Raw genomic sequence first — 16,113 nt, 5'->3', positions numbered from 1 at the left:
AGTTTGAAGTGTCTTGGGACGAATTTTCATATGATGCAAATGGACAAGAAATCATTACTCATAAGACTTGGGATGGAAATTGGCGCGATAAAACAGCGCATTTCTCGACAGAGATTCCACTTCCACCTAATGCCAAGAACATCAAAATTTTTGCAAGAGAATGTACAGGTCTTGCCTGGGAATGGTGGAGAACAATTTTAGATGAACCTAACGTTCCGTTAACCAGCAATATAAAAGTTTCGATTTGGGGAACAACGTTATATCCGTCAGCAGCCATCAGTCACTAGTCATTTCTGAAAATCTCCCCATTTATTTGGGGAGATTTTCTTTACTTTCCAGACTATTTACGGCAACTTGCTTTTGCATGATTTTGCTTATTATTCATTACAAAGGGGAAAGAGGGGGAAGGACATTATAAACCCGTCCAAGATCAAGCAGGCCAGCGAACTGCATAAAAAGGGAAGTATTTACGTCATGGACGAGCCGACGACCGGACTGCACATGTCGGATATCGCCCATCTGCTGGCTATCATGAATCGCCTTGTAGAAGTAGATGCCGGAAATACTGTCATTGTGATCGAACATAACCTAGATGTCATCAGAAATGCCGATTGGATCATAGATATGGGTCCCGAAGGCGGCAACAATGGCGGTAAAGTCATATTCGAAGGCACACCAAAACAGCTTTTAAGCGCAAAACATTCACTTACAAGCAAGTATTTGAGCAGGTGATTGATATCCGCCTTTGCGGCATTCGTAGGAAGCACGATAAAGCTCTTTTGGGCAAACTTTATTCTCGTCCAGCGTTATACAAGACTGGTGAATAAAGTTAAAATGACATTATGACAAAGAGTAGAATGAATCCAAAGGTTGATGAATATTTAAGTAAAGCCAAAAAGTGGAGGGAAGAATATGAGAAGTTGAGAAATATCGTTCTTGAATGCGAGCTGACCGAAGTATTTAAGTGGATGCATCCTTGTTACACGTTTGAGAAAAAAAACATAGTTTTAATACATGGATTTAAAGACTATTGTGCGCTTCTGTTTCACAAAGGTGCCTTGTTACAGGATGCCCATGGGATTCTAATCCAACAAACGGAGAATGTACAGGCGGCGCGCCAGATTCGGTTCACCAATGTTCGAGAAATAGTTGCAATGGAAGCCATCTTGAAAGCCTATATTTATGAAGCCATTGAAGTTGAAAAAGCCGGTTTGGAAGTGAATTTTAAAAAGAAGACAGAATTCATAATTCCTGAAGAATTTCAAAATAAAATCGATGAAATCCCTGCCTTGAAAACTGCTTTTGAAGCATTGACGCCGGGACGGCAAAGAGCATACATTCTTTATTTTTCTGAACCCAAACAATCCAAAACTCGGGAGTCAAGGGTTGAAAAATGTATGCAGCAAATTCTCAATGGAAAGGGATTAAGGGATTAAGGGATTAAGGGATTAAATGAGATTAGTATATTCGATGAGTTTCTTTTGTTATCGCGGCAATTGAAGATCAGGAATAGGATAAAGTTCTTGTCAACCGACAACAAGTCGGGGGACAAGAGCTTATATGCTTAAGAATCCGCAGAAATCGTGGCTTTTTTATTTTAAGGATATAAGTGCCGTGAGAGATTTGTTCCAAGAATGTGCCGGAAAATTTGCATCGAGCTGAAATCAAGGTATTTGCAGTTAGTTATTCGCGATGAGCTGCCGGGTAATCCTCTGATTGCAGCGGATCCAGACAAAATCCGGATGGTTTTTCAGAACCTGATCGGCAATGCGGTGAAATATGCGGCGGGTGAACGGAACCGATGTGGTTTTCGAGTAACAGGATGCCGAAATGGTGCTGCACATGAGCAACAGCCTTCCAAGAGAGAGAACCGATGTATCCCGAGTATAGGAGCCCTTTTACGTAGAGGTAAGCTCGCGGCATAAAGAAATATCGGGAACGGGTCTCGGGCTTACGATCGTCAAAACGATTCTAGAAAGGCACGGCATCTGCTGCCATGCGGAGACAAAAGATTAAACGATTCATTTTTATATCTATTTAGCCCCCGTTCTGCGTAAGCAGATTGAGTGCTGTTTTTTGGCGGCAGAATGATTATTCCCAAAAACGTAATTACCACTAGGTAAATCGCTAAGAAAATTCTTCTGATATACATACAAACGCTTCTCAAAAATTTTTATAAATATGTCATTTTTCGACATACAAACATCTACTAATATGTTAAATTTTTAGTATCGTTTAGATTTATCTAAACGCACCACAATATGGGAGGTTTGAGAAGATGAAAAAAGTATCTATTGCATCTTTGACCTTACTTCTTTGTTGCAGTTTGTTCATGTCTGCTGTATCAGCAAGTCCAGACATTCCACAGAACAGGACAGAAGCTCCACCTGCGCCTTATGAAAGAGTTATAAGCATCCTAGAGAAAAACAACATCGATTTTCAAATTGTAGATGGCAAATTGATGTTAAAGCAAACAACGCCTGAAGCTGTAACAAAGGCAAATAATTTACTTATCTCAGCATCACAAATCACCCCTTCCACTGAAAGGTCTATTTCAGTTTTTGCTTCTTATCCGACTCCGTATGTGCATAATAAAACATACGATATTGTAAGATCCGAAAAATTCACAGCAGCAACAAAAACAGCTTTTTCCTTAACCTTTGCTGCTTGGGCGAAAAAGATAACAACATCTTGGCAAGAACTTCTTGCAGTAGCAATTGGGGGATTTGGTGGCTATTACTTCGTGAATTCTGAAAAAGAAGACTTATATACTTTCATCAAATACTACTACCGAGAATTGGGTCCGGGGCGTTTTGATATGAACGGTAATTTCCTTGGAGATTATGAAATCAAAAAAGAAATGAGAGTTACAAAAAATTCAAATGGAACTGGTGGTTCTTTTGGTACAGATATAAGAAAATCTACTGTTGTAGATCCCTGGTTTTGAGACGAGATGATTAAATGTTGGTATATTTGATTTTCTTCATAGCCAACTTTGTAGTAGCTTACTTCTATATCTATGATGCAGATGTAAGCTATGTTAAACCTTTTTGGCATTCTATTGTCATGACGATTCTGGTGGGTCTTATAGACTTGATTAAGGACTACATGGATAAAAGAAAAAACTAATCGAAGTAGAAAGCAATGGTATTATCCCCTTTAAGTAGACACTCAAAAAAAACCTTGTGCTATCATGAGGAGCAAGAGTGAACTTGGAGGGGATTTTTCCATGGCTAAAAAGGGACAAGTGTTTCAACAGTATACCGAAGATTTCAAACTAGCAGCAGTCAAAGCGTATTTAGAAGGGGAGGCCAGCTATAAAGCGGTATCGGAAAAGTTAGAAATCAGAAACTGTACCCAATTAAAAGTATGGGTAAGGAAGTGGCAGCATGGAGAAGCGTTCGATATCCGTAAAGCGGTATCCAAATCTGGTAAAGGAGGCACGCTCAGCCCGCAGGACAACTACCAAGTAATTGAAGAGCTGCGTGATCACTATGATGTTGCGCGTTTGTTAGCCATTGCGGGGGTACCTAGGGCTAGTTATTACAAGTGGCGGGCGACACGGTCATTAAGGGCCGAAAGACAAACAAGGGATCACTAGATCAAGGAGCACATGATGGCTATTCACTTTGCGCACCCCTATTTCGGATATCCTCGTATGATGACAGCTTTATGGGAGGCTGGTTATCGTGTTAACCATAAAAAAGTATGGCGGCTTATGAAGGAATTATCCATCCAGTCCGTCATTCGCAAGAAACGAAAACGTTCTAGTTCTACGCCTTCCGTCGTGTATCCTAACCGTTTGAAGCGACAATTCCATGCTGTAGGTCCGCAGCAGAAGCTAGTCACCGATATTACGTATATCTCCGACGGCACACGTTTTTATTACCTGTCGGCGATACAAGATCTGTTCAACAATGAAGTTGTGGCTTGGCAATTATCCGAGCGCAACGATGTAAAGCTGGTGTTGGATACGATTGAGCAGTGGACACGAAAAAGAGACGTGTACTGGAAGCCGTGCTCCATTCAGATCAGGGCTTCCAGTACACGTCTCAGGCCTACAACTCACGATTGGAAGCATTCAGCGTCAAAGGCAGCCACTCTCGCAAAGCAACCTGCCTGGATAACGCCTGCATCGAATCCTTCTTTTCGCATCTCAAGACAGAGAAGTTGTATTTTCACAAGTGTACGTCAGAAGCTGAGATTCATCAAACTATAGAAGAGTATATCTACTTTTATAATTATCAGCGCTTTCAAGCCAAACTCAAACAGCGCGCGCCAATTGAGTATCGGCACGCGCTGGCTGCATAGCTTTTTTCATCTGTCTACTTGACAGAGGTATGACCATAATGCGATGCATAGGAGAGATTTTTATTTGCAGCGACGGGGGATTCGCATTGCTTTCGGCATCGGTGGGGAAGAGGCCGGCTCGCCAATTGGACATTATGATTTCTTGGGGAAGGTATGCCGAATTACGTCCGGATCGGATGGATTACCAAGTAGATTTCCATTTCTCAAATTTAAAAATGGAAAAACGCAATCCATTCAGTCTAAGTATTTTTGGAAATATCGTGTTGTATATACGATTTCAGAATTATTCGGAAAGCCCAAGAATAGGCATTTATTACGCAAGATGCTTGAATCAGACTCATTATAACTTGTGTTATAAAAGTTACGGAGCTTTGTAATTTTTCTAGAAATATCATAATTTTATACCAAAATACCGATACAGTTTTTACATCAAAGGAGGAGATCTTTATGAGGAAATCAAAACATGCGAAAGGACTAAAAGTGCTCGTAAGTCTATTAATTGGTTTACATGTGTTTACTTATTCGAGTGTTTCCTTCGCTGCAACAAACGAACTGAATGATATTGATAGCGGGATCGCAGGTCTAAATTATAATCGTAATGAAGTTTTGGCCGTAAAAGGTGATCAAATCAGTAGTTTTGTTCCCAAAGAAGGCATCCAGTCCAATGGTAAATTTATCGTGGTTGAACGGGATAAAAAATCACTCACAACCTCACCCGTAGATATTTCAATTATTGATTCGATCACGAATCGTACTTATCCAGGCGCAATACAGCTTGCAAATCAGGATTTTGCGGATAATCAGCCTAGTCTGGTTATGGCCGCGAGAAAACCATTAGATATTAGCATTGATCTGCCTGGGTTGAAGAGTGAAAATACAATTACGGTTCAAAATCCAACTTATGGAAGTGTTTCTAGTGCCGTTGATCAGCTCGTGTCTACTTGGGGTGAGAAGTATTCCGACACGCATACACTGCCTGCGAGATTACAGTACGCAGAATCCATGGTTTACAGCCAAAATCAAATTGCCAGTGCACTGAATGTAAACTCTAAAGTGCTTAACGGTACGCTCGGAATCGACTTTAACGCGGTCGCAAGCGGCGAGAAAAAAGTGATGGTTGCTGCTTATAAGCAAATCTTTTATACCGTAAGTGCAGCGCTTCCTAACAATCCGTCGGATTTGTTCGATGACAGTGTGACGTTTGCTGAATTAGTCCGTAAAGGGGTAAGTAATGAGGCTCCGCCACTAATGGTATCTAACGTAGCTTATGGCAGAACCATTTACGTGAAATTGGAGACGACCTCAAAGAGCAGCGATGTACAAACAGCATTTAAATTATTGCTCAATAATCCTAGCATACAAGCTAGCGGACAGTACAAAGATATTTATGAAAACAGTTCGTTTACTGCTGTTGTATTAGGCGGCGATGCACAAACACATAACCAGGTCGTCTCAAAAGACTTCGATGTCATCCAAAATGTAATCAAGGACAATGCAGAATTTAGCAGTAAGAATCCAGCATACCCTATTTCATATACCAGTGTCTTCTTGAAAGACAATTCCATAGCTGCGGTTCACAACAATACAGACTATATCGAGACTAAAACGACAGAATATACGAAAGGTAAAATAACGCTTGATCATAGCGGTGCATATGTAGCTCAGTTTGAAGTGTCTTGGGACGAGTTTACATTTGATGAAAATGGACAAGAGATCGTGACTCATAAAACATGGGAAGGAAACTGGCGCGATAAAACAGCGCATTTCTCGACAGAGATTCCACTTCCGCCTAATGCCAAGAACATCAAAATTTTTGCAAGAGAATGTACAGGTCTTGCCTGGGAATGGTGGAGAACAGTTATTGATGAATATAACGTTCCGTTAACTAGCAATATTAACGTTTCGATTTGGGGAACAACGTTATATCCGAAATCATCCATTACTAACTAATCATATCTGAACATCTCCCCATTCATTTGGCATTTGGGGAGATGTTTTTTTTGCTTTTGCATGTTTTTGCTACTTACTCATTTATGATAAGATTTGTACTAATTACATCGGTAGTGAAGAGATGTTCGGGGGTTATACAAAAATTCTTTGTACTATTTGTATACTATGATAAACTTAATTTCATGATTAGATTCAAGTGATGGTATGGGAATGCCCTTAATCTGGCACAATGGATGTCAACCGTATAAGGAGTGATAATAATGGCGCGTGTTTTATTTATAAATGGCGGCTCAGAGGGTCATATCAATCCTACGATTGGAGTTGTGCAGGAGCTTATTTCACGTGGTGAAGAGGTCGTATACTTTTGTATAGAAGCTTATCGGGAGTGAATGGAATAAACGGGAGCTATCGTACGAACATTTGACTCGATCATTCTTATCAATTTGTAGGCCCATCCATCTCTGCACGAATACATCAAAAAGACTTCGACCTTACTGCAAATCAGGGGAAAAGCCTCATTTACATTTCACTTGGTACCGTCTTTAACCAATCGATTGATTTCTATAAGATGTGTTTTGAGGCATCGGGGGACATGGAGCATACGATCGTCATGTCGATCGGGGATAAAGTCCATATTGCTGATTTAGGGGAGATTCCTGCAAACTTCATCGTGAAAAACGTTGTGCCGCAAATAGTGCAATACGCTAAATTGTTCATTACACATGGCGGCATGAATAGTGTCCATGAAGGTCTCTATTACGGGGTACCGCTCATTGTTATCCCGCAAAGCGCGGATCAGCCTGTCATTGCAGAACAAGTCTCCAAAGTCGGAGCGTGTGTTACCTTACATATGCAAGGATTAACTGCAAATCAACTTCGCGAAGCCGCAGAACATGTGTTAAGCCACTCATCTTTCATGAATGCTGCTGCAAACATGCAGCAATCCTTTCAAGAATCAGGTGGGTATGTAAAAGCAGTTGATGAGATTTTAGAATTTATTAGCCAACATTAGTCCCCGTAATGCTCATGATTGATTCCCTAGTACACACGAATCAATCATGAGCATTTTATATTACTAGTAACTAACGACCTTTATTTGTAAAAGCCGACTTTAAACATGTGATACCATTCATCCAGTTGGTCTTCAGGCATGACCTGCAAATAAGAAAGGATTTCTTTAGCAAACTCAACCGCTGATGTTCCGTTAGCCGTAATGAATCTTTCATTTGAAACTACTTGCTTTTCAATAAAGTGCTCTGAGCCTTTATATCCTGGTGCATATTCCTCTAAATAGGGAAGTGAATTGCCTGTATGCTCGATATCATCTAAATATCCTTTATCCGCCAAAAACGTACTTGCATCACATATCGCCGCAACCGGAATTCCTTTTTCCACACACAAATCTACTACTTGCTTCACATCATCATTTTCCCGCTTCATCCACGAAGTTCCGCCTACCAGGATAAGCAAATGAAAATGCGTTGGAAGTTCCGCAAATGAATAGTCTGGTATAATCGTGAAACCACCCATTGATTTGATCGGATTTTTCGTAACTGCCAACGTTTTCACGCTGAATCCTGTGTCTGGTTTATTCAGTTCTGCACAAATATACGCACTTTCCCAGTCCGCATAATTTTCTGAAATAAACACAAGTACTTCTTTTTCCATGCTCTCAACTCCCTTTCTTTATTTATTATCATTGTACAGGGGTATAGGTGACAGCTATATGTCATCTTTATAGAAGGAAACCATGTTTTCAAGTTTACTTTTCACGATTTGACGTAGGGAAGCGGGTTCCAATGCATGAACCTTCCCTTGAAGGATAATTACGAAATCTGCAACCCAAGCCATATTCGATGTATAAAAGCGAATCAAGCTTTTTTCACTTTCACGGTCATCACTAGGCAGTAAATAGGTTGATCCGATTTTGTCCACGATATCAAACTTATCCTCATTGTCACACTCCAATATTACTTCTATGGAGCAATCCGACGAGTATTCCGAGGAAGAAGTCGTGTTCATGAAATCAAAGTTGATCTCACTATTCGGTCTATAGCTAAATGTGCTGTCCAATACCTCAAAAGATAAGATTTGAGACAATTTAAATAAGCGAAAATCATGTTTCTCCAAACAGAAACCGTATAGATACCAATATGTCTGCTTGAAAATAAGTTTATGAGGCTCAATCACTCTCTTGGATTGAGCGTGCTTCGCAATATAGTTCATTTCAATGCACTGCCTATTCACAATTGCGGTATGTAATTGTTTGATCTTTTTTTGCATTTCACTTTCTTCAAACCATGATGAAAGATCAATGATGATATCACTTTCAGCAAGAATCATGCTTTCAACTTTTGGCAATAGTTTGTTGATTAAATACTGAATTGAACCTTTACTTTCAATGCTTCTCAATCCATGTAATCCGACATACAGGTTCTTAATATCCGCTTCTGATAAAATACTTCGATTTACCTTATATCCCTCTGCTACTGAAATTCCGCCTCCGATCCCAGGAAACGAAACAATCGGAATACCAGCCATGTTTAATGTGTCTAAATCACGGAATATGGTACGTTTCGTTACTTCAAATTTATCCGCTAATTCTTGAATCATAACCCGTTCTTTATTTGTTAATACACCAATAATGCTTATCAACCTGTCAATCTTCAAAACATCACCTTCTACAAGCATTTCTGTATTTTGTGATGTATTATATCAAATCCCAAGATTGCTTGATATGCGTAGAGTTCATGGACACGGACACTACATGGGAAGGGGCTCAAGTGGGGGCACAGAGATTGCAAAAAGAGTTAGAGGAATTAAAAGCTCGGAATGATAACTGAGAATTGATATCAAAAAAAGCAAATTCGTGCAATTATAGATGTTGCTAAAGAAAATAGAAATAGACTGATTCGTCGGAACTTCAAGCAATATCATTATCATTACTAATACAACAAGAATCACATTGCTCAAATTACAAAAACCTGTACTTTTTTATCTATTTAGATAAGAAAATACAGGTTTTTTGTATATTATCCAACTGGTCGATCGTTTTAAAAAGGGACTGGGTAAAGCTCCGAAAGTTTGTCATTCCAGCACAAGCGTCGGCTAGTGCTAACGCATCACCATATCAGCAATAGGATAATCCGGCTGCATGCTTAATACTTGAATATTTCGACGCAGGCGGTTATAGCGCAGCGAGAAGTAATCCAGGTAATCATCCCCCGTATAATGGCGCGGCAGAGCCCATACCGTCCATAACAAATCCTGGGCCATCATATAGCATTTGACCTTCATCAGATCATCCTGCGTAAACGTATTGCCGTAGTAGGCTTCAAACAGTTGGTCAATCGCCTCTGCTGTCAAATGCGATTCGATGATATACGCAGCAATATCAAAGGCTGGATCGTTCATTCCGGAATATTCCCAATCTATCAAATAGACGCTGCCTTTCCCATCTACGAGAAAATTCTCCGGAACCGTATCATTATGGCATGGTACGGAAATGACATGTTTGACATGGTCTTGCATGAAACGAAGCAATTGCTCTTTTAAGGAAGCATAGTCAAAAAACAATTCTCCGTTGAGCTGCGTGACAATGGTTTCATATTTGGCAAGTTCACTGAGCCAATCAAACTTGTTAGGGAAGTGCTTGGGACTACCGTGAATCTTCTTCAGTAAAGAAGAAACGGACTGCAGGCTTTGCAAAGCCAAGGGGCCTGCCGCGGCTAGCGTTTTGCTAACGGGAATATACTTGCTGATCTTAATGCCGCTTTCCTCATCGAAATATATACATTCCGAATTCACGCCAAACTCCGAAGCGATGCCGTTGTTCACACGCTCTATCCTGCGGTCGATCATTTGATCCGTCAGGTTACCGGGCTTGCGAATGACATACTCCGTTCCGTGGATATTCATAATGTAGTTATAATTGGTCAACCCGCCCGCAAAACGAGATTTGTCAAAAACAATACGATCATCTTCAAAAAAAAGACGTAGTTTTTGCTGCACCAGGTCTTCCATATTCATTTGTTTGGATAAAAAGTCGGTTAGAGGTTTCATGATAGCCTTTTCTCGGCATTCCATATGCATGCGTTAACATGGCACACATTCGCCGTACAGATTTTGCCACAATTATAACAAGATAGGAGGATAAATTCAATGAAATGAACGAGCTTGAGGACATTCTGGTACTTGTGATGCAAGAAAGACGTTTTTGTACCAGATTGTCGGGAAAAGGGGCATTAGAATCCTAAAATCAGCTACCGAATCCTCCATAATAACGGGGCGAACCTATGTTAACCTGCTAGTAAGAGTTAAATATCTAATATTACAGCGGATTCACAAATAAAAATTACCCAGGTGAGGTGAGGTTCGAATGGAATACCGGGGAGAAGAAGCTCTCGGGCTTGTGGAAACATTGGGCATGGTTCCTGCCATCCAAGCGGCGGACGCTATGCTAAAAGCAGCAGATGTTGTTCTGGTATCCTACGAGAATGTTGGTTCCACGCTCGTAACAATAATGGTAAAAGGTGATGTCGCGGCGGTTCGTTCGGCAGTAGAGGCTGGCGCTGAAGCGGCAGCGAAGATTGGCAAAGTCACTGCCTATAATGTGATGCCGCGTCCGCTCAGTTCTATTGCAGGAATCGTGAAAGCGCACTCAATTAACGCATAAATCGTCGGGAAGGGAGAAAGGTTCATGAGCAAGCATGATGCATTGGGTTTCATTGAAACCTTTGGAATTGTATTCGTCATGGAAGCGGCGGATGCCATGTGCAAAGCGGCCGATGTAGATTTGATCGGTTACGAAAACGTGGCGTCCGGTTATATATCTGTCCTTGTTCGTGGAGATGTAGGGGCTGTAAGGGCTGCAGTAGATGCTGGCGTCGCCGCTGTACAGGCGATGGAGACTGAGGTGTACTCTTCAAACGTTATTCCCAATCCACACCCAGACATCGAAAAGATCATTGCCCGCTATGCCCTTCTATCTTAGGGGCAGGTTATCGACAGAAATTCAAGGGAGGTGCCCGTGATAAACGACATCTTTGTTATGAAATCGAAGGTATATTCAGGCGAACAGTCACTGAAGAAACTGGCGAAAATTCAAGGCACGAAAGCCTGCATCGTATCCGATCAGATGATGGAGAAGCTGGGATATCTCGGCCAGGTGGTTGATCTGCTACAAAGCGGTGGAATCTCCACTGCAGTGTATACCGGTGTGAAGCCCGATCCGAGTGTGAGTATTGTGGCAGAAGCGCTTCAAGTGTATTGGGAGAGCGGCGCTGATGTGTTACTGGCGCTGGGCGGCGGCTCCGTCATTGATACAGCGAAGGGCGTTCTGTACTTCGCCCGGCAATATGCTCAGGAGAAAGACGAGCCTTTTATCAAACCATCGTTTGTCGCCATTCCATCCACCAGCGGCACCGGATCGGAAGTGACCGACTTTTCGGTGATTACGGTGGACGGAGACAAAATTGTTATCGTGGACGATTTTATCGCACCGGACATAGCGATTCTCGACTCCACCCTTACCAAGCAATTGCCAAACAAAATAGTGGTGGACACCGGAATGGACGTTCTTACCCATGCGCTGGAGGCTTATGTCTCTACCAAAGCGACCGACTTTACCGATGCGTTAGCCGAAAAAGCTGTCCAATTGGTATTTGCTCATCTGGAAACGCTTTACCATGATCCGGCAGATGCAGAGGCGCGGGATCGGGTGCAGAATGCGTCCTGTATGGCGGGAATGGCATTTACTAACGCTGGTCTTGGTATCATTCACAGTATGTCCCACGCCTTTGGCGGAACGTTTCACATTGCACACGGACGTGTAAATTCTCTGCTTTTAGAGGCGGTAATGGAGTATAACGCCAACTTGGGCGGAAAAGTCATAGACAGGGTTTGCGAACGCTATGCTAGGCTCGCTTCACTGCTGCACTTGCCGGCCCGAACCGCCCGTGAAGGAACCGTAAGTTTGATCCAGGCGATTGGAAAGTTGAAACAGTCCATCGGTATCGAAAACGGAATCCGTGAGCTTGGCGTTGACCAGGATGCTTTTGATGAGGCGGTGTCACGCATGGCGCGGACCGCGATGGCTGACCGCTGTACGCCAACCAACCCTCGTCAGCCAACGGAAGAAGAGTTGGAGCACATTTACCGTAAAAGCTTTTAAATATATAAATTTAACAAGATTGCGAGGGAAAAATATTGGATATTCATGAGTTTTCAAGCAAATTTGCCAAAGCAACGAAGGCCATGGCTCCTCAAGAACGAGAAGCGATCATGAAGCTGTTCCAGGGAATTTCAAAACAGCTTTCGGATAAGGGAGCTCAGCCGCAGGTCGAACAAAGCCTCGGCCAGCTTCGTAAGGAAGAATGCGCATACCCGGAAGGAATGACCGAGCGTTTGCGGGCTTTGAAAGAACATTATTTGACCGCTACGCCAAGCATTACAACCTACCGTGCCAGAGCCTTTACTCAGGTATACAAGGAAAATCCAGGCCTGCCAGAGATTATGCTGCGTGCCAAGGCTTTCCGTAGAGCGTGTGAAGAAGCTCCGCTGCTCATCCAGGACAACGAGTTGATCGTTGGTCATCCTTGCGGTGCGCCGCGTGCGGGAGCTTTCTCGCCTGACATTGCTTGGCGCTGGACCCGGGATGAGCTCGACACCATTCACAACCGTCCTCAGGATCCGTTCTACATCTCCGAGGAAGACAAACGGATCATGCACGAGGAACTGTTCCCGTTCTGGGAAGGCAAATCGGTGGATGAAATATGTGAACAGCAATATCGGGATGCTGGTCTTTGGGAGTTTTCCGGCGAAGCATTCGTCAGCGATCTTTCTTATCATCAGATCAACGGCGGCGGAGACTCCAACCCAGGCTACGATGTCATTCTAATGAAGAAAGGGATGCTGGATATCCAGCGGGAAGCCAAGGAGCATCTTGCGAAGCTGTCCATGCAAAACCCGGAAGACATCGACAAAATCTATTACTATAAATCCGTGCTGGACACGACCGAAGGCGTAATGGCGTATGCCAAACGGATGTCTGAATATGCATACCAGCTGGCTGCTAAAGAAACAAATCCGAAGCGCAAGGCGGAGTTGCAAAAAATCGGCGAGGTCAACGCTCGCGTGCCGGCTCATGCGCCGACTACATTCCATGAGGCAGTGCAATCGGTCTGGACCGTAGAATCTTTGCTCGTGGTGGAAGAAAATCAGACAGGCATGTCTGTCGGCCGTGTGGACCAATATATGTATCCTTTCTATGAGGCAGACAGAAAAGCCGGCCGTCTGACAGAGTTTGAAGCATTTGAGATTGCAGGCTGTTTCCTGATCAAATGCTCGGAAATGATGTGGGTGTCTAGTGCGGGCGGCTCCAAGTTTTTTGCCGGCTACCAGCCTTTCGTCAATATGTGTGTCGGCGGGCAAAAACGAGAGGGCGGCGACGCCACCAACGACTTGACTTATCTGCTCATGGATGCGGTACGTCATGTCGGCGTTTATCAGCCTTCGCTCGCTTGCCGTATCCACAATAGTTCTCCTCAGAAATATTTGAAGAAGATTGTGGATGTTGTCCGTGCGGGTTTGGGCTTCCCGGCCTGCCATTTCGACGATTCCCACATCAAGATGATGCTGATGAAGGGCTGCAGTATCGAAGATGCCCGCGATTACTGTCTGATGGGCTGTGTGGAGCCGCAAAAATCCGGACGCTTGTATCAGTGGACCTCCACCGGATACACCCAGTGGCCGATTGCCATTGAGTTCGTCCTTAACCGTGGCAAAATGCTCTGGCACGGAAGTGAGCCAGGATTGGACATGGGCGATTTGCGCAACTTCAAGACCTATGAGGAATTTGAAGCGGCGGTTAAGAAGCAGGTAGAATACATCACCGAGCTTTCCGCAGTGGGTACTGTAATCAGCCAGCGCGTTCACCGTAATTATGCGCCGAAGCCGCTTATGTCCATCATGTATGAAGGCACGATGGAGAGTGGTCGCGACGTTTCCGCTGGTGGCGCCATGTATAACTGGGGACCTGGCTTGATCTGGTCCGGTCTGGCAACTTACGCCGATTCGATGGCTGCCATCAAGAAGCTGGTTTACGATGACAAAAAATATTCGCTCGAGCAAATCCGTGACGCGTTGCTGGCCGATTTCGAAGGTTATGAGCAGATCCACAAGGATTGTCTGGACGCGCCAAAATTCGGCAACGACGACGATTATGCCGATCGCATCGCCGCCGATATCACCGGGTGGACTGAGAACTATCACCGCAAATTTAAAACGCTGTATTCTACCTTCAGCCATGGTACGCTTTCTATTTCGAACAATACGCCTTTCGGCGAGATGACCGGTGCTACCGCCAATGGGCGCAAAGCTTGGCTGCCGCTGTCCGACGGTATCAGCCCTACCCAGGGCCATGACAAAAAGGGACCGACGGCTATCATCAAATCGGTGAGCAAGATAGATGTCGAGGCCATGAATATTGGTATGGTGCATAACTTCAAGCTTTTGCGCGGTTTGCTGGAAACACCTGAAGGAGAGAACGGATTGATTAATCTGTTGCGGACGGCCTCCATTCTCGGAAACGGCCAAATGCAGTTCAGTTATGTGGATAATGAAACGCTGATTAAAGCGCAGCAAAATCCTGATCAATACCGTGATTTAATCATTCGGGTCGCTGGCTATAGCGCATACTTTGTGGAGTTGTGTAAAGAAGTGCAGGATGAGATCATCAGCAGAACAATGATTGAGCATTTCTAAAATAGCCCCGTGCCTCTTCTCCGGCGCTGTACGCCGGGGAAGAGACATTCAGGCATTTAGATATGCGGCAAAGGAAGGAGCCACAGCTATGGAGTCAGGTATGCCGGAAAGGCAGGCACGTATTTTCAACATTCAAAAATATTCCATATACGACGGCCCCGGTATCCGGACGCTTGTTTTCTTCAAGGGATGTCCTCTGCGCTGTCAGTGGTGTGCGAACCCGGAGGGTCTGGAAAAGAAATATCAGGTGATGTACCAACGGGATTTGTGCAACGATTGCGGCGCATGTGTTGCGGCGTGTCCCCGGGGAATCCACCGTTTGGACACTTCCGGCTCGCAGGAGCCGTCCAAGCCGCAGCATGTGGTTGATCGGAAGATTGATTGCATTGGCTGCCGGGAATGTGAGAAGGTTTGTCCCGCGCGGGCGCTCTCAATCGGCGGGATGAATATGACAGTATCGGAAATTGTGGAAATTGTAGAGCAGGATATGCTGTTCTACACTACGTCCGGCGGCGGCGTCACGTTGGGCGGCGGCGAAGTATGTGCGCAGTCTGAATTTGCGGTCAATTTGCTTAAGGAATGCAAGCGCGCCGGAATCCATACGGCCATTGAAACCTCTGGGCATACCAAACCGGAAGCGATTTTGGCCATGGCCGAATATACCGATCTGATATTGTACGATTTGAAACAAATGGATTCAGACCGCCATTATCAACTGACTGGTGTACGCAACGAGCGCATTCTCGAAAATTTGCGGGAACTGATCACTCGCAAACATAACGTAGAGGTGCGGATGCCGCTAATGAAGGGGCTCAATGATGATGAGGACACCATCCGCAAAACGGTGGAGTTTCTGCTTCCCTTTAAGGAATACCGGAATTTTCAAGGCATCGATTTGCTCCCTTATCACAAGCTGGGGATTAACAAATACAGGCAATTGGATATGGTTTACACCGTTGAACGTGATTTAAGCCTTAATGAAGCCGATCTGGAGCGTATTGAACGTCAAATCAGCCAATACGATTTCCCGGTACGGGTTATCAAACATTAAGAACATGCTTTCGAAACTCGCAAACTTTTAGGAGGAGG

At 43.9% G+C, this 16,113-nt stretch carries 15 protein-coding genes and 2 pseudogenes; 14 read left to right on the top strand and 3 right to left on the bottom strand.

What is annotated here, in order from left to right; genetic code table 11:
• From A372_RS36055 to A372_RS36045, 9 genes and pseudogenes are all read left to right on the top strand, one after another.
• Window positions 1–287, top strand: a 287-nt coding sequence (locus tag A372_RS36055; RefSeq protein ID WP_272943454.1) for a thiol-activated cytolysin C-terminal domain-containing protein, incomplete at its 5' end; no start/stop codon positions are given.
• Window positions 288–426: 139 nt separating this feature from the next.
• A pseudogene (locus A372_RS0103785) lies at window positions 427–732 on the top strand (excinuclease ABC subunit A); the annotation flags it as partial.
• Between the two features lie 110 nt (window positions 733–842).
• Window positions 843–1,436 (top strand): YdeI/OmpD-associated family protein, encoded by a 594-nt coding sequence (locus tag A372_RS0103780; protein ID WP_026010877.1) that lies wholly within the window; start codon window positions 843–845, stop codon window positions 1,434–1,436.
• A gap of 842 nt (window positions 1,437–2,278) precedes the next feature.
• Window positions 2,279–2,947: a hypothetical protein gene (locus tag A372_RS0103770; RefSeq protein ID WP_019419506.1), complete on the top strand. Its 669-nt coding sequence runs from the start codon at window positions 2,279–2,281 to the stop codon at window positions 2,945–2,947.
• A 282-nt stretch (window positions 2,948–3,229) separates the two neighbouring features.
• On the top strand, window positions 3,230–3,601 hold the full coding sequence (locus A372_RS39450) for a transposase (RefSeq protein WP_019419504.1): 372 nt from the start codon (window positions 3,230–3,232) through the stop codon (window positions 3,599–3,601).
• Window positions 3,602–3,658: 57 nt separating this feature from the next.
• Window positions 3,659–4,219, top strand: a complete 561-nt coding sequence (locus A372_RS39445) for a DDE-type integrase/transposase/recombinase (RefSeq protein ID WP_443146826.1) — start codon at window positions 3,659–3,661, stop codon at window positions 4,217–4,219.
• Window positions 4,135–4,311, top strand: coding sequence for an IS3 family transposase (locus A372_RS39440; RefSeq protein WP_443146825.1), 177 nt, complete (start codon window positions 4,135–4,137; stop codon window positions 4,309–4,311). Before A372_RS39445 ends, A372_RS39440 begins: the two co-directional genes overlap by 85 nt.
• A 447-nt stretch (window positions 4,312–4,758) precedes the next feature.
• Entirely contained in the window at window positions 4,759–6,261 is a 1,503-nt protein-coding gene (locus A372_RS0103745; RefSeq protein ID WP_019419502.1) for a thiol-activated cytolysin family protein, read from the top strand.
• A 260-nt stretch (window positions 6,262–6,521) separates the two neighbouring features.
• A pseudogene (locus A372_RS36045) lies at window positions 6,522–7,273 on the top strand (nucleotide disphospho-sugar-binding domain-containing protein).
• A gap of 80 nt (window positions 7,274–7,353) precedes the next feature.
• On the opposite strand, the gene A372_RS0103730 reads toward A372_RS36045, so the two are convergent.
• The 3 genes from A372_RS0103730 to A372_RS0103720 all read right to left on the bottom strand — a co-directional run bounded on the left by A372_RS0103730 (window position 7,354) and on the right by A372_RS0103720 (window position 10,323).
• The gene (locus tag A372_RS0103730; protein ID WP_019419501.1) at window positions 7,354–7,929 is read right to left on the bottom strand and encodes a type 1 glutamine amidotransferase family protein; all 576 of its coding nucleotides are present in this window, start codon (window positions 7,927–7,929) and stop codon (window positions 7,354–7,356) included.
• Between the two features lie 54 nt (window positions 7,930–7,983).
• Window positions 7,984–8,931, bottom strand: coding sequence for a helix-turn-helix transcriptional regulator (locus A372_RS0103725; RefSeq protein ID WP_019419500.1), 948 nt, complete (start codon window positions 8,929–8,931; stop codon window positions 7,984–7,986).
• Window positions 8,932–9,375: 444 nt separating this feature from the next.
• Window positions 9,376–10,323: a choline kinase family protein gene (locus tag A372_RS0103720; RefSeq protein ID WP_019419499.1), complete on the bottom strand. Its 948-nt coding sequence runs from the start codon at window positions 10,321–10,323 to the stop codon at window positions 9,376–9,378.
• Window positions 10,324–10,639: 316 nt separating this feature from the next.
• Here A372_RS0103720 and A372_RS0103715 point away from each other — a divergent pair, with 316 nt between their 5' ends.
• The 5 genes from A372_RS0103715 to cutD all read left to right on the top strand — a co-directional run bounded on the left by A372_RS0103715 (window position 10,640) and on the right by cutD (window position 16,075).
• On the top strand, window positions 10,640–10,936 hold the full coding sequence (locus A372_RS0103715; RefSeq protein ID WP_019419498.1) for a BMC domain-containing protein: 297 nt from the start codon (window positions 10,640–10,642) through the stop codon (window positions 10,934–10,936).
• A 24-nt stretch (window positions 10,937–10,960) separates the two neighbouring features.
• Window positions 10,961–11,254, top strand: coding sequence for a BMC domain-containing protein (locus A372_RS0103710; protein WP_019419497.1), 294 nt, complete (start codon window positions 10,961–10,963; stop codon window positions 11,252–11,254).
• A 36-nt stretch (window positions 11,255–11,290) separates the two neighbouring features.
• A complete protein-coding gene (locus tag A372_RS0103705) occupies window positions 11,291–12,433 on the top strand; it encodes a 1-propanol dehydrogenase PduQ (protein WP_019419496.1) in 1,143 nt (380 codons plus the stop codon).
• 35 nt (window positions 12,434–12,468) lie between these two features.
• Entirely contained in the window at window positions 12,469–15,024 is a 2,556-nt protein-coding gene (cutC, locus tag A372_RS0103700) for a choline trimethylamine-lyase (RefSeq protein ID WP_019419495.1), read from the top strand.
• An 88-nt stretch (window positions 15,025–15,112) separates the two neighbouring features.
• Complete coding sequence (cutD, locus tag A372_RS0103695; RefSeq protein WP_019419494.1) at window positions 15,113–16,075, top strand: choline TMA-lyase-activating enzyme; 963 nt, start codon at window positions 15,113–15,115, stop codon at window positions 16,073–16,075.
• Window positions 16,076–16,113 lie beyond the last annotated feature (38 nt).

It is taken from the genome of Paenibacillus sp. OSY-SE, from assembly GCF_000283315.1.
GTDB classification, from domain to species: domain Bacteria; phylum Bacillota; class Bacilli; order Paenibacillales; family Paenibacillaceae; genus Paenibacillus_B; species Paenibacillus_B profundus.
Note: the sequence above shows the minus strand (reverse complement) of the source record. Positions and strands in the feature narration are given on the sequence as shown.